General features: G+C 54.7%; 13 protein-coding genes and 1 tRNA gene. 9 read left to right on the plus strand and 5 right to left on the minus strand.

Annotated features, from left to right (window positions below; translation table 11 throughout):
• Nucleotides 1-4: 4 nt before the first annotated feature.
• The 3 genes from ACP15L_RS09320 to ACP15L_RS09330 all read right to left on the minus strand — a co-directional run bounded on the left by ACP15L_RS09320 (nucleotide 5) and on the right by ACP15L_RS09330 (nucleotide 2,621).
• A complete protein-coding gene (locus ACP15L_RS09320; protein WP_425083944.1) occupies nucleotides 5-1,135 on the minus strand; it encodes a lytic murein transglycosylase in 1,131 nt (376 codons plus the stop codon).
• Nucleotides 1,136-1,247: 112 nt separating this feature from the next.
• Nucleotides 1,248-1,895 carry a GntR family transcriptional regulator gene (locus ACP15L_RS09325; RefSeq protein WP_170377611.1) on the minus strand — a complete coding sequence of 216 codons (648 nt, stop codon included), beginning with the start codon at nucleotides 1,893-1,895 and terminating at the stop codon, nucleotides 1,248-1,250.
• A 30-nt stretch (nucleotides 1,896-1,925) separates the two neighbouring features.
• On the minus strand, nucleotides 1,926-2,621 hold the full coding sequence (locus tag ACP15L_RS09330) for a M48 family metallopeptidase (RefSeq protein ID WP_425083945.1): 696 nt from the start codon (nucleotides 2,619-2,621) through the stop codon (nucleotides 1,926-1,928).
• A 100-nt stretch (nucleotides 2,622-2,721) separates the two neighbouring features.
• Between ACP15L_RS09330 and ACP15L_RS09335 the strand changes: the two genes are divergently transcribed.
• The 3 genes from ACP15L_RS09335 (at nucleotide 2,722) to ACP15L_RS09345 (ending at nucleotide 4,965) form a co-directional block, all read left to right on the plus strand.
• Nucleotides 2,722-3,048, plus strand: coding sequence for a TIGR02300 family protein (locus ACP15L_RS09335; RefSeq protein ID WP_170377607.1), 327 nt, complete (start codon nucleotides 2,722-2,724; stop codon nucleotides 3,046-3,048).
• 140 nt (nucleotides 3,049-3,188) lie between these two features.
• A tRNA-Ala gene (locus ACP15L_RS09340) sits at nucleotides 3,189-3,264 on the plus strand.
• 282 nt (nucleotides 3,265-3,546) lie between these two features.
• Nucleotides 3,547-4,965 carry a site-specific integrase gene (locus ACP15L_RS09345; RefSeq protein WP_425083946.1) on the plus strand — a complete coding sequence of 473 codons (1,419 nt, stop codon included), beginning with the start codon at nucleotides 3,547-3,549 and terminating at the stop codon, nucleotides 4,963-4,965.
• Nucleotides 4,966-5,008: 43 nt separating this feature from the next.
• Here the strand turns inward: ACP15L_RS09345 and ACP15L_RS09350 are convergent, their stop codons facing one another.
• Together ACP15L_RS09350 and ACP15L_RS09355 are read right to left on the minus strand one after the other, a co-directional pair.
• On the minus strand, nucleotides 5,009-5,605 hold the full coding sequence (locus ACP15L_RS09350; RefSeq protein WP_425083947.1) for a hypothetical protein: 597 nt from the start codon (nucleotides 5,603-5,605) through the stop codon (nucleotides 5,009-5,011).
• Between the two features lie 92 nt (nucleotides 5,606-5,697).
• The gene (locus tag ACP15L_RS09355; RefSeq protein ID WP_171212994.1) at nucleotides 5,698-7,287 is read right to left on the minus strand and encodes a DNA sulfur modification protein DndB; all 1,590 of its coding nucleotides are present in this window, start codon (nucleotides 7,285-7,287) and stop codon (nucleotides 5,698-5,700) included.
• A gap of 399 nt (nucleotides 7,288-7,686) precedes the next feature.
• Here ACP15L_RS09355 and ACP15L_RS09360 point away from each other — a divergent pair, with 399 nt between their 5' ends.
• From ACP15L_RS09360 to ACP15L_RS09385, 6 genes are all read left to right on the plus strand, one after another.
• Nucleotides 7,687-8,250 carry a recombinase family protein gene (locus tag ACP15L_RS09360; RefSeq protein ID WP_170802297.1) on the plus strand — a complete coding sequence of 188 codons (564 nt, stop codon included), beginning with the start codon at nucleotides 7,687-7,689 and terminating at the stop codon, nucleotides 8,248-8,250.
• A gap of 2,102 nt (nucleotides 8,251-10,352) precedes the next feature.
• Complete coding sequence (locus ACP15L_RS09365) at nucleotides 10,353-11,039, plus strand: haloacid dehalogenase type II (protein ID WP_170719555.1); 687 nt, start codon at nucleotides 10,353-10,355, stop codon at nucleotides 11,037-11,039.
• Nucleotides 11,039-11,866, plus strand: coding sequence for an alpha/beta fold hydrolase (locus ACP15L_RS09370; protein ID WP_425083948.1), 828 nt, complete (start codon nucleotides 11,039-11,041; stop codon nucleotides 11,864-11,866). Before ACP15L_RS09365 ends, ACP15L_RS09370 begins: the two co-directional genes overlap by 1 nt.
• Nucleotides 11,863-12,837, plus strand: coding sequence for a threonine ammonia-lyase (locus tag ACP15L_RS09375; RefSeq protein WP_425083949.1), 975 nt, complete (start codon nucleotides 11,863-11,865; stop codon nucleotides 12,835-12,837). The genes ACP15L_RS09370 and ACP15L_RS09375 overlap by 4 nt, the downstream gene beginning before the upstream one ends.
• Nucleotides 12,838-12,892: 55 nt before the next feature.
• A complete protein-coding gene (gene pcaD / locus ACP15L_RS09380) occupies nucleotides 12,893-13,681 on the plus strand; it encodes a 3-oxoadipate enol-lactonase (protein ID WP_425083950.1) in 789 nt (262 codons plus the stop codon).
• An 11-nt stretch (nucleotides 13,682-13,692) separates the two neighbouring features.
• The gene (locus ACP15L_RS09385) at nucleotides 13,693-14,406 is read left to right on the plus strand and encodes an alpha/beta fold hydrolase (RefSeq protein ID WP_170555753.1); all 714 of its coding nucleotides are present in this window, start codon (nucleotides 13,693-13,695) and stop codon (nucleotides 14,404-14,406) included.
• The last annotated feature ends 43 nt before the right edge of the window (nucleotides 14,407-14,449 follow it).

A 14,449-nucleotide genomic window follows, 5' to 3' on the forward strand; every position in this document is an offset into this window, starting at 1 on the left:
ACCGTCAGCCGCCCAACCGGCGTAGCAGCTCTACCGAAGGCTTGCCGGTCACCGGCAGCCCATTGGCGCGCTGATAGCCGTTGATCGCGGCCTCAGACTTCTTGCCGATCACCCCGTCCGCGCCTTCGGTATCGAACCCGGCCGAGGTCAAGCGGCGTTGCAGCTCTTTGCGGTCCTCCAGCGTCAGGCCGGTTTCATCTGGTCCGAACGACGCTTTGAACGGGCCGCCTCCGGCAATTCGGTCGGACAGATGGCCCACGCCGATCGCGTAGCTGTCCGAATTGTTGTAGCGTTTGATCACGTTGAAATTACGGAAAACTGCGATCTTCGGCCCGGGCACCTGCGGCTGCAAGACCGCGATGGGTGTGCCGGAAACGGTGCCGACCTCTCCGCCCCAAGGCTGACCACGCACCCATCCAGCCCGCGACAGATAAGCGGCGGTGGAGGCCAGCGAGTCCGACGGGTCCTCGGACCAGATATCGCGCCGCCCATCGCCGGTGAAATCGACCGCATAGGCCAGATACGAGGTCGGAATGAACTGCGTATGCCCCATCGCGCCCGCCCAGCTGCCGGTCATATTGTCCGCCGAGGTGTCGCCCGCCTGAATGATCTGCAAGGCCGCGATCAGTTGCTTTTCGAAAAACGCACCGCGCCGCCCGTCATAGGCCAGCGTCGAGGTCGCCGAGATCACCGGCACATCGCCGCGTCGCGCGCCATAGCGGCTTTCCAGCCCCCAGACGGCCACGACAACCTCCTTGTCGACGCCGTATTGCGCCTCGATCTGCGACAGAACACCGTTGTGGCGTTGCAGCATCTGTTTGCCGGTACTGATCCGCTCATCAGAGGCCGCGATGGCCAGATAATCCTCAAGCGAGCGTTTGAATTCGACCTGATTGCGATCCCGTTCGATCACGCCGGGCAGATACCCTGCCCCGTGAAAAGCGCGATTTAACGTGGATTGTGAGATACCCTGCGAGGAGGCACGGGATTTGAAACCCGCCACCCAGGCATCATAGCCCGCATTGGAAACAGGCTGCATTCGGGATGCAGGCGCGCGCGCCGGTGCGGTCGCATCACTGCATGCGGCCAGCAAGGTCGCCCCAAGGCCGACGGAGAATTTGCGTCTATCGATCATGATTAAAATCTGCTCTTGTTTGTGATTTGCCCTAGAGTAGCGCAGACCGCGCTTGCAAACCAGAACGACAAGCCAAGATTGGACCTGATCGAGACGCTCGGCGGTTGGTTGCTCAGCTCACCAGCAACCGCAAGCCTTGTGTCACGTCCGAGCGGACCGCGAGGCGCAGGCCCGGCTCGTCCCCCGCCTTCAGCGCGGCAATGATTAGCTTGTGATAATGCGGCGGCTCGGTGCGCCGCAAACGGCCATAAAGCGCACGCATGGTAGGGCCAAGCTGAAGCCAAACAGTTTCCGCCATGGCCAGCATCGCAGGCGCCTGCGCACGCAGGTAGAGCGTCCGATGAAATTCCAGGTTCGTTCGGATATAGCCCACCGCGTCGCGCTTGGTCACCATCTCGGCGACATTCATATTTATGCTCTGCAACCGGTCGATCAGCGCCATATGCGCGCGAGGCAAAGCACGGCTGGCCAACTCAACCTCCAGCAGCGCCCTTAGGGCTGCCAGCTCTTCTATCCGGTCATTTGTCAGCTCGGGCGTCGAGACGCGCCCCGATGACGACAAAAATAAAGCCCCCTCAGCCGCCAACCGGCGCACCGCTTCGCGCGCAGGCGTCATCGAGACGCCGAATTCCTTGCCAATGCCCCTGAGGGTCAAAGCCTCGCCCGGCGCAATCTCTCCGTGCAGAATGCGCGATCTCAGAGTGCGATAGACGCGATCATGCGTTGCGATACTCGAGTCCGTGGGCCGTGTCGTTATCATGCCCTCATGTGATCACAAAATTCGGTGACGTCAACTCGCTGGCCCGTCAAATCGGAAGCGATGTAACACGGCTCCGTTGTCCCTCAACCAGCGACGCGGTGTATCATAGGGACCGAAAATACGCTCCACCTGCGCCCAGAAAGCCGGCGAGTGGTTCATCTCCGCCAGATGCGCCACCTCATGCGCAGCGACATAGTGCAGAACTTCGGGCGGAGCCAGAATCAAGCGCCACGAGAACATCAACCCGCCGTGGGAACTGCACGACCCCCAGCGCGACCGCGTGTCCCGCAAAGACAGGGTCGTGTAGGACCGGCCCAGAATGGCGGCGTAGTCATCACAGGCCTCGCTCAGACGATCCCGAGCAAGTTCCTTGAGAAAACGGGCCAATCGACGTCCCTCAGCTCCTGCGGGGACGGCCACCGTGTCCGCGCCCAGCTGAACGCGCCGACCGGTTGCCGGGACGATTCGGCGCTCAATGCCTTCGACCGGGATCAGGCCGCCGACGCGAACGTCCTCCCTCTCGGGCTGACCCGCCAAATTCTGGCGGATCCAGTCTTCCTTGCTGCGCGCGAAGTTCAACGCCTCAACCTCGGGCACGCCGTTTGGGTAGGTCAGGGTAACTCGTCCGTCCAATTGGGAAATCCGCAGACTGATCCGTCGCGCCCGCGCGGATTTGCGCAGCGTCAGCGGCACTGGCGGCCTGCCCGGCAAAGCGTGTTCCCCCATATCCCGTCCTCTTCCGCGCAAAGGCTTTGACAGCACCCGCCGCCTGTGGCAGGTGAACTGAATCTTTTAGACGACTCACCTGATATCAAGGGGATTTGACATGCCCAAGGAAGAATGGGGCGTAAAGCGCGTTTGTCCGACCACCGGTAAGCGGTTTTATGACCTGAACAAAGACCCGATCGTCAGCCCCTACACGGGCGAGATCGTGGAACTTGAAACCGGCAAGAGCCGGATGATCGCCGCCGATGCCGAAGATGCGGCAACCAAGAAAGCGCGCGAAAACGCATCCGAGGATGATCTGGTTCTCGATGATGACGACAATGTCGACGTCGATCTGGATGACGATCTGCTGGACGATGATGACGACGGCAATGATGATGTTTCGCTCGACGACATCAAGGACATGTCGTCGGAAGACGAAAACTGATCCGATATAGGGGCGGCCACTGGCCGCCCTTTTTCGTAGCGAGAGACGGCGCACAGTTTTTTGCAGATTTCTAAATTTGCTCTTGCACTCGTGCGCGCTGTCTCATAAACGTCCGCCCACTGCTTCGGCAGTACCCGGAAGGGGCCTTAGCTCAGTTGGGAGAGCGCTTGCATGGCATGCAAGAGGTCAGGGGTTCGACTCCCCTAGGCTCCACCAAAACCTAACAATACAACTAGATAGCAAGCATTAGAGCGGTGTGACACACAGGTGTGACACAAAATGAAGCTGTATGCGTATCTCTCACTGTCCCGACACGGCATCTATTACTTCCGCTGGCCACTGCCTGACACAAGACCAAAACACCACAATAGAATATGCACCACACGTAGGACCCTTCGAGTGTCATTGCGTACAAGGTGCCCTAAAGAGGCTGGTACTCTGGCACGGCGTCTTGCAGTGTGCGGCGACACAATAACAAAGCACATAGAACATTCGGGCATGAACTACGGCGAACTACGCACAAAGGTGCATGAGCACTTCACGGAAGTATTAAAGAAGGCAAAGGCACGTAGGGATGAACTCGGCCCCTATACCGAACTAGAGAAAGAACGCATCGCTGACACCATCCGACTTCATGAGGCGGTTAATGAAGACTATTGGAACATGCTTGGCAGAGACTATGCCCGCTCAGAACTAGATAAGTTATGTAACGGTACCGGGGTCGGGCAACCGAAGACACAAGAAGAAGCCTTTTTGATCTTAGGTGAAATCAAGAAAGCTCAATTGGCACTGACCAAGGCCCTACTGGAACACGACAAGACCTTTGAGAAATACGATTTCTTAGCCCCAGAGGTAACCACTGAGGCACGCGATCCAGCGCCGCCACCTAAGCACGACGGCCCCACGCTTTCTCAAGCTGTAGAAGCCTATTTCACCGAGCAAGCAAAGATCGCGAACTGGACACCCGGAACAGTTCAGAAACGCCGGGCTGGATTGGCGATTGCAGTTGAGTGGTTTGGTGCAAATTGCGGAATGAACCAAATCGGCAAACAGCAAGCGGCAGAACTCAAGAATGCTATTCTGACATTGCCAGCCAACAGGTCGAAAGCTGCTGCGACGCAAGGGCTGACACTGCGTGAGGCCATAGAAGTCAAAGATATTCCTAGGATCAGCAATGCCACGGTGAACAGCTACCTGAGTACTTACAAGAACTTTTGGGCGTGGGCAGAGGCACATGGCTACGCTACAGAGGCATTGTTTCAAGGGCTAACTATTGGGAAAAAAGGCGGGCAAGCCAAAGAAAGAAAAGCTTACACGCAAGATGCGTTAAGCAAAGCCTACAAGGCGCTAACTGAACCGGAAAGCAAGTTTTACAGGAAAGAGAGCCACCGGTGGGCAACGCTTATAGCTATGTTCAGCGGCGCTCGATTGAACGAGGTGTGTCAACTAGAGTTGAGCGACATTAGGCAAGAAAAGGGCATATGGCTGTTTGACATTACTGAGGACGGCGAGAATAAAAAGCGGCTCAAGAGTGATGCCGCTCACCGCAGCGTTCCGATACATTCGAAGCTAATTGAGCTTGGCCTAATGGAGTTCATTTCTAATCGCGGCTTAGTGGACCAGAATAGGCTATTCCCAGACTATACCTATAGCTTAAAACATGGCTACGGTGACAAACTCAGCAAGTGGTTCAATCGAACCTTCACCACTAGCCTTGGCATCAAGTCGGACGCTCATGTTTTTCATGGGTTGCGTCACACCTTCGCAACTAGGCTAGCTCGCGCGGACGTAGCAACTGAACGCATACAATTCATCATAGGCCACGAGCGACAGGGCGTAACGCATCGGGTTTATTTGAAAGACGGCTATTCCCTACGTCAGTCCAAGTTCGATGTGGAGCAATTTTCAATCACGTAAACTAGGTTACGTTTGCAGATTGAAGGACAGCAACCTCAACGTGTTAGCCGAGATTTGAAGTCGATGGCACTCGATCGCCGTTAGTTCGAAGCAAGCATTCCAAAACACGTTTAGCTGGAACAAAAGCCCCTTCGTAGCCAAATTCGTGCCAGTCGATGTTCTCTCTTGCGCCCAGTTTATCCTGGTGCATTTTATCTCGGATTGCTTTTACTCTTCCGACGTTTTCATCCAAACACGCGCGACCTTTCGCGTCAAAATGTTGCACCAGTGCAGACTTCCAATCACTCACGTAAACCCGTCGTTCGGCGTCACCGCCAGTTGTCGACAAATAAAGTGAAGAACCAATCCCTTCGCAGACAGAGTATGTACCTACGCAGAACTCAAAGGTTAGCACCTGAAAATACGGTTCGAACAATACGGAGTGCCGACCTGCACCACGCGCAACTTCTTGGGGTACAATCAAACCCGCCTTCATTTCCAGGCCCGCTAAGGTGTGTTTTAGGTTTGAAACCAAACGACGTTTAACTGTTGCGTCCCAGTCGCTTGGTATAGTCCTCTTGAGCCAAGGCTCCCAACTTGCCGATGTGGATATCGCTCGAAAGCCTTCAACATCTTCGTCAATAAAATCCAGGTAAAACAATGTCCTGCTCCAACGCACTTAGTGCTCATTCATATTTTAGTTTGGGCCTGGCTCGCCACTTAATATCCGTTTGCAGCGAGCCAGGATGCTTGTCATGCTTCAGAAAGTAAGTCGCGTTCGGGCTCATGAGAGTGCCTGCTCGGCAGACCAGTTTGCCAACGGATCATGTCAGCGATTATTGGGAAGATATCATTGTGCTTGGCACCAAAACGCATGAAACCAGCTTGGTAAGACCCGATGTCTCGATTTGCGGTACCTTCCGTTGCCGGAAGCCAAAGGTACAGATCGGAAAGGCCAAAGCGTTCACGTTCTTCGTCAGACAACTCGTAGTAACGCCAAATCGGGTTGCTGTGAGAGAAGTCGACTTTCTCTAACCGGTCTATAATCTGTTCGAACAGCGCCGGACCAGCATCTGGGCGCCTGTTATTGAAGTTCAGATCATAAGCGAGCTTTGCTAAAGCCTTCAGGACGACAGGCTGAGCTGCGACCGTCTTTTCTTTTGATCGTTCTTCACCAAAACCTTCTATGTCTGAAATTGCTGACCAGAGTTTTCCAACAACTTCTTGCCGCGGCTCTACTACCGCAGGTGTGGCCCCTGACGCATTCGATTTATTCAAAAATGCAAGCGAACTTACAGCCACAACATCTTTCATAGGCAACTCGCCCGTATCTTTAGTCCAGTCTTTGATCTCAGTATCGTTGACTTGGACCAACCCGTTCGCAATGACCTGCGATTTTATGAACTGTGTAACGGGATTTGAACTGTCGAACTGGAGAGCCTGGCTAGTATTGATTTTTTTGCCGAGTTTGTTGAGGTCGTGAAACAACTGGCGCTCCTGCGCAATATCAAGGCCTAAGTGAACCTCCACAGTAAGGGTCGCATAGGACCTCGCGGCGTCAAAGGTCTCGTTCCAAACATCCATTTCTTCCGTCGTCACCTCTCGGCCTTTGTCGGGAAATAAGACGGGAACCTTAGCTGGGTACTTGCCGGTCTGCCTGACAATCTGAATAAAATTCATGACCATTTCAGCGGCTGCTCTCCGGTGTTGGCCATCAACTACCCATAGTACGTGCTTCTCAGAAAGAAAGACTTTGAATGCAGCAGTCTCCCCACTCAACGTTTCGAGACGAATGCCGCGTATGCTGCCTTGCCCTTTTCCGCCAAATGGAATGTTTCGTACGTTGCACACTATTGGCTGGAGGGAGAAGTAGGGCTGGTTGCCCAATGCATTCAGGATAGCTTCAAAAGCGTCCGTCCGTTCCTTGCCTTGTATTTCACGACGTATAGCTGCTGCCGACACCAAACCGCGCAGCATGTACTTGGCCAAGTTTCTCGCATGATTGACATCAAGCGGCCTTTGCGCGACCGGTCCTGCCTCGCGATCGTTTGCTACCTCGGACAAGTCGTGGAAATCTTTGAATTTCACAGACATAGTGAACACTCTGTGTCCCAAATTATGCCCAATAAAAACGTTAAACGGTGTTTCTTGAATGCTGCCCGATGCGTCGAGATCATCAAGGTCATCAAGTGCCTCATGCTTCGACAGTGGTTGCGGCAGACCTTCGCGAGATGGATGCATACTAAAACCTTCCATATTTTTTGCTACTATTTTCATACCCTGGTTTAGCTGATAAACTATCCTGGATACTTTTATCAACCCGAAAAAATAAAAAAATATCATCCAGGATACTTTTTTATCTATTCCAGGCCTGGAAATCCCCCCGCTATTTAACCTGCACTGTTGCTTTGGTCTTGCGAAGGAGCACTCCCGCAACGCAGAAAACCTGCAAATTTTTTTGAGGTGATATCTAACAACAGCCTTCAGCAATGCCCCCCCGCGGGGGGGGAGGGAGCACCCGCAACGCAACTATTCCCGTGCAACATTGCGGCTCTCGATATGCCATTCTTTGGTCAAGATGCTGCCTTTGGCCAGGGAAGGAACCACAAGTCCCCCGCCTCAATAGACCCTGCCCCAGCGACACAACTGGCACACACGCAAAGTGTGTCTCATAGATATTGACTTTGCTTTTTGAGACAGTATGTATCTCAATATTTAAGACTTTGTGAAACGGGACAGATCATGCTTGTTGGCTATGCTAGGACTTCCACTTTGGATCAAACGGCTGGGCTTGATGCTCAACTACGGGAACTGGAAATGGCCGGGTGCGAGAAGGTATTCACTGAACAGGTATCCTCAGTCGATGTGAGAGCGCGTGAGAAGCTCACAGAGGCGCTCAACTTCATTCGACAGGGTGATCACCTAGTAGTCACCAAACTGGACCGTCTAGCACGTTCTATGGCTCACCTAATGGAAATCCGTAGCCAGCTTGACGTCGTTGGCGCACACCTAACTATCTTGGGGTTAAGTCTCGACACTTCTACGGCCCAAGGGAAGCTGATGTTAAACTTGCTAGGAAGCGTTGCCGAGTTTGAACGTGAGATTATGCTGGAGCGCCAGCGCGAAGGAATTGCCAAGGCCAAGGCCGCTGGGAAATACAAAGGGCGCAAGCCAACCGCATTGGCGAAGTCGGGCGAGGTGCTTGCTCTAGCAGGTGAAGGCATTGGTGCGACCAAGATCGCTCTGGACCTCGGTATCAGCCGCGCGTCGGTGTACCGGATACTCAATGCAAGGGATCATTCATGAGTGCGTCTGCGTTCGAAAACTGGAAAAAATGGAAGTTTGGTCGCGACGCCGCACCCGGTCTTTTGGAGTACTTGGAAACACTTCGAGGGCAAGCTGGCGTGTACTGGTTGTACCACAACGATTGCCTGGCCTATGTCGGAAGTACCGTAAACTTCCACAGACGCGTTTTAAGTAGTTTGAACAAGCGGTACCGACAGCAAGGGATGACCGGAGATTGGTATCTTCGCATTACTGTAACTGAAGCAAGCAGGAGGCTTGCGGTCGAGGCTACAATAATTCGCAGCGAGAGGCCGCTATTGAATGGTAACACTCCAAGAAAACGCACAGTACCAATACCTTACACCACCTCGAAACGTCCAATATTCTTAACTTAAGTAGCAAATTTGCTGGACCATCCGTACGTTTCCGCTGGGTAATCTGTCTTCCGCGCTACTCAGTAATCTATCTTCTTTGCAGACATGTGTGCATTAGTGTTGGTATTAGCTTAGCCCTCCCTCAGATGAGCAAATAAACCGACAGATCACGTTTATCGAATGTGTCATCTGTCTGCCCCTGCAGGGTTATTTTACAGATTGCACTTACCGAATGTGTGATCTGTCTGCCTCTGCAAGGTATTCACTAGATCACACCCAATACAGTATCGGATATGAGATGCTGTACATCAATCATATATACATATTCAATGGTCCTTGTTGATTACAATAACCACAATATTAGAAGTTAGTCACACTGTAGTATATCAATAGTATACACATATAACACTGAATGAATTGCCCTCTATTTGTATATATAATACATATACAAAAGGAATATACACCCAATAGCATTTGGACACCGAACTTGCCTGCTACATCATCCTAAACACTACACAGTATACCAGTACCAACACCGAACTGATAAGTTAGTCAGCATCTACTCAGCTACTGATATACAGTGATAGTGCATTATACCTGATAACCCATATCTATCTGTTTATAATATATATTAGCTAACAAACTGGTTAAGTGCCGTAATTATTGGCACGCTAGCTTCACTGCCACATCAACAAGACTGCTCGGCGTTTAGCAGAACGAACCAATTCAGTCGACAATGCAGAGACTAGCGACTTAATCATGCTACAGACGTAATTGTGCAAACCTGCACTTTCCAGTGGTTCTGCCGTGTTGATAGTAGCTACACACCAATAGAGAACAGTCTGTTTTGAATGCTAGGCCTCTTACGCAGATGGTGCATCACCCAAAGCATACAATAGAAGAATTGCTAACAACGGTGACCCTACGATGGAGATGAGCACCCAGATCAGACCAGACCGGTTTCGGTTCTGCGCCATATTCATAGGCACGATGATCCAGAGCCAAATCACAAAAGCCAGTGCAAGGGCGCTTGCTACAATAGCAACAATTGTCTCCACTACGACTGCTCCTACTTATCTGGTGAACTCCATTGCCCACACTCAGGTGCAGACAACTCCACTGGTTCTGCAGAGACCACTAACTTAGGGTCCACCCGACACATTCGCATTTGACCGGTTTCCGTGTTGGTTTGAACCAATAAGATACCGGACAACATGAGGGTTTGGTATTTACCCTCATCCGCACTTGCTAGTGATGTGGTCGCAAGCATCAACCCAAAGGCAGTTGCAGTCCGTTTCATGCGCATTGCTCCATATCAATACACCTATCAATGAATACCGTGCCGAATGTAAACAGTACAATGAAGAAGTCCTGCGTTTAGGTCATAGGCAGTTGGGTGCTAAGGATTGCGTACTTATAAGTGTGACACTAAGGTGAGACACACTATAAACCAACACACCACAATAGTGTTTACTATCAGTGCATTAGGCGTTCGGCGGCGTTTCCCCTAGGCTCCACCAAATCTCAGATCATTATCGGTTTCCTCCTGCTTTCTTTAGCAAGGGATGTGCATGTCTCGTTAGTATTGATACTGCCAGAAAAACAACTGGCCTCTTGCCTCGGCAAAAGTGCAAACCGCTACTGTCAATGCGCAACACGATCCAAGCCTGACAAAGTGTTGTCGGACCTTGGCTCTTTCCTGCACCGCCCTCTTGTGCCACCTTGCGCCAGAAAAAGGGGAGAGAGCAGATGGCAATCACGACCTGCGTATTTGACGCTTATGGGACATTGTTCGATGTAGCCGCTGCGGCACGTCAGGCCGCTGTCGAGCCGGGCTTTGAGGCGCTCCGCGATACTTGGCCGGATTTGGCAAATCAGTGGCGGCTGAAGCAATTGCAATACACATGGCTGCGCGCCGTCGCAGACGCTCATTGCGATTTCTGGGATGTCACACAAGACGGGCTGGACTGGGCGCTCGAGGCGACGGGGTTGCAAGGGGACGCCGAGCTGCGCCAACGGCTGCTGGATCTTTACTGGGAGCTACGCGCCTATCCCGAGGTGCCCCAGATGCTAAAGACGCTGAAACAAGGCGGGCTGCAAACCGCGATTCTGTCGAATGGGTCGCCTCCCATGTTAGATGGCGCGGTGCAATCGGCCGGTATTGGCGATGTTTTGGACGATGTGCTTTCAGTCGAAAGCGTCAGTATCTTCAAACCCCACGCCAAGGTCTATGATCTAGTACAAGACAGGTTCGGATGTGCCCGCGATGAGGTTCTGTTCGTCAGTTCCAACGGTTGGGACGCTGCCGGGGCAAGCGGATACGGCTTTGTTACCGCATGGGTCAATCGCGCTGGCGAACCGATGGATCGACTGCCGTGGAAACCGGCGCATGTTCTGTCTGACCTGACCTCAATCCCCGAACTGGCCGGGCTGTAATGGGTGAATTCAAATCGTCTGACGGGATTCGGCTGCACTATGAGGATAGTGGCGCAGGCGTTCCTCTTCTTTGTCTGGCCGGACTGACGCGCAACGGGCGCGATTTCTCGCTGCTTGCTCCGCATGTGGCCGATGCCCGCCTGATCACAATGGATGCGCGGGGGCGCGGGCAGTCGGATCATGATCCGAACCACGCGAATTACAATGTGCTGCGCGAAACTCAGGATGTTATCGAGCTGCTGGACCATCTGGCCCTTGACCGAGTAGTTGTTTTGGGCACGTCGCGCGGCGGGATGATTGCGATGATGCTCGCGACGCTGCAGCCGGACCGGCTGGCAGGCGTGATCCTCAATGACGTGGGTCCGGTGATCGAACCCTCAGGTATCGCTCGGATCATGGATTATGTGGGCGTAGCACCCAACTCCAAGACTTTTGACGAGGCCGCCGCCGTCCTTAAGGCAGTGACGGAGCCGCATTTCCCCGATATCCCGTTGGAGGTTTGGCGCATACAGGCCGAGAACCAGTATCAAGAAACGCCCGAGGGGCTGGCCTTGCGCTATGATCCGGCCCTGCGCATGGCCCTGATAGAACAAGCCGCAGCCGGCCCCGTGCCGGATTTGTGGCCCTTCTTCGAGGCGCTACAGGGCATTCCGACCGGCGTTCTGCGCGGCGCAAACTCGGACATCCTCAGCCAGGAAACACTGAAACAGATGCAGGCCCACCACCCTGGCCTGATCACGGCTGAAATCCCGGATCGCGGCCATGTGCCCTTTCTGGACGAGCCGCAATCCCTCACCGTTATCCGCAAGATTCTGGACCAAGCATGAGTACAATCGACCTGATCGAAGCCGCCGCCCATCGGCTGCAAGGGCATGTCCGCGTGACGCCACTTCTGACCTCGCCCTTCCTTGACGAAATTGCTGGGCGCCGGGTTCTGGTTAAACCGGAATGTCTGCAACACACCGGCAGCTTCAAATTCCGCGGCGCGTGGTCGGCCATCTCGGCGTTGAGCGAGGCGGAAAGACAGCTCGGTGTGATCGCCTATTCCTCGGGCAATCATGCGCAGGGGGTGGCCTTGGCGGCGGCGAAGCACGGAATCTCCTCGGTCATCATCATGCCGTCGGACGCGCCGCAGCTGAAGATCGACAACACGCGTGTCTTGGGCGGTGAAGTTGTTCTGTACGACCGAGCCACGGAAAGCCGCGAAGAGATTGGCAATGCACTGGCCTCAGAACGCGGACTGACCCTGATCCGCCCCTACGACGAACCCCAAGTCATCGCAGGGCAAGGCACTGCCGGGCTCGAGATAGCGCGCCAAGCCAAAGCCGCAGGCGTGAGCAATGCCGACGTTCTGGTCTGTTGCGGCGGCGGCGGTCTAACGTCGGGCATCGCGCTCGCGCTTGAGGCGCACGCCCCTGGCCTGCGCGCACGTCCGTGCGAGCCAGACGGGTTCGACGACGTCAAGCGCTCGCTGGAGGCGGGGCAGATCCAAGGCAATCCTGCAACTGCAGGCAATATCTGTGAAGCAATCCTGACACCGCAACCGGGTGACATTACCTTTCCGATCCTCAACCGCCTCTGCGGCCCCGGCCTATCCGTGACCGAGGACGAGGCGCTCCACGCCATGGCGCTGGCCTTTTTGCGCCTCAAGATCGTGTTGGAGCCGGGCGGCGCGGTATCGCTCGCCTCGGCCCTGTTCCGCAAGGATCAGATCGAAGGGGATGACGTGATCGTTGTCGCCTCGGGCGGAAATGTTGATCCCGGCGTCTTTGCGCGTGCGTTGGAATTCCTGACCTGACACCCATATCGGGTTTGTGCAATCTGCACGCACAAGCCGAGCAAGGAACAAAAGCATGACGATCGCTGATCTGGGTGGCGTTCAGCTAAACTACCGGATTGATGGCGCGCCAGACGGTGCGCCCATCGTGTTTGCAAACTCGCTGGGCACCAATCTGCACCTGTGGGACGATGTGCTACCACACCTGCCAGACGGGCTTCGGATCATTCGCTATGACAAGCGGGGGCACGGACAATCCTCGGTCCCGCCTGCGCCTTACGCCATGGGCGCGCTGATCAGGGATGCCGAGGCGCTGCTGGATCACCTCGAAATCCGGGATTGCGTCTTCGTTGGCTTGTCGATTGGTGGTATGATTGGCCAAGGGCTGGCGGTGAAACGGATGGATCAGGTCCGCGCGCTGGTACTGTCGAACACCGCTGCCAAGATCGGGATGCCGAAAATCTGGCAGGATCGGATGGAGGCCGTCCGAACCGGTGGAATCGAAGCGCTGGCCGATGCGACGATGGAGCGCTGGTTCTCGCGCGATTTCCGGGCCGCCAACCAACACCTCGCATGGCGCGAGATGATGGTCGGCCAGCCGACCGAAGGGTATCTGGGCTGTTGTGCCGCCATTGCGGGCACCGATTTCTACACGCCGACCAGCGGCCTGCGCCTGCCCACACTTGGGATCGCAGGCAATGAAGACGGCTCGACACCGCCTGATCTGGTACGCGAAACGGTGGACCTGATCCCCGGCTCGCGGTTCGAATTGATGCGCCGGGTGGGCCACCTGCCCTGCGTCGAAAAACCCGCTGAAAACGCTGCCCTGTTGCGGCAATTCCTGACCGAGATCGGTCACATCTGAAGGAGCGTCCCTTGGCCGAATTTCTATTGGTCCATGGATCCTGTCACGGCGCCTGGTGCTGGCGCGACCTGATACCCGAGCTTGAAGCGTTCGGCCACATCGCTCGTGCCATCGACATGCCCAGCCACGGCTCGGACCCGACGCCGATCTGCGATGTCACGCTGGAGAGCTGCCGAGACGCCGTGCTCGCGGCCTCAACACCAGACGCGATCCTTGTCGGGCATTCTTGGGGCGGCTACCCGATCAGCGCCGCAGCCGAGGCCGACCCGCACGCCATGCGCGCGCTGATCTATCTTTGCGCCTATGTCCCGCAGGGCGGATTGTCTCTGGTCGACATGCGAAGACGTGGTCCGGTGCAAACCATTGGCGATGCGGTCGACAAATCCACCGATGGGCTATCTTATACCGTGCATCCCGACCGCGTTCAGGACCTGTTCTATCATGATTGCACGCCCGAGATCCTGCCTTATGCATTCGCCCGGCTCTGCCCGCAGGCCATCAAGCCGCAAGACACACCGCTTTCAATAGGGGATCACTTTGACCAGGTCCCAAAGGCCTATATCCGCACCACCGAAGACCACACTATCCCTCCGGCCTATCAGAAAGATATGAGCGAGCGAATTCCAGCACATCTTCGGCGGGATATCGACAGCTCACACTCTCCGTTCTTCTCGCACCCGCGGCAACTTGCCCAAATACTGGATGAGCTGTCGGATAAACTTTAGCCGCCTGACGAGACGTCATCCGGGTTGGTGTCTTTGCGCCCTT

This window comes from Ruegeria profundi (genome assembly GCF_049800715.1).
In the GTDB taxonomy this organism is placed as follows: Bacteria; Pseudomonadota; Alphaproteobacteria; order Rhodobacterales; family Rhodobacteraceae; genus Ruegeria; species Ruegeria profundi_A.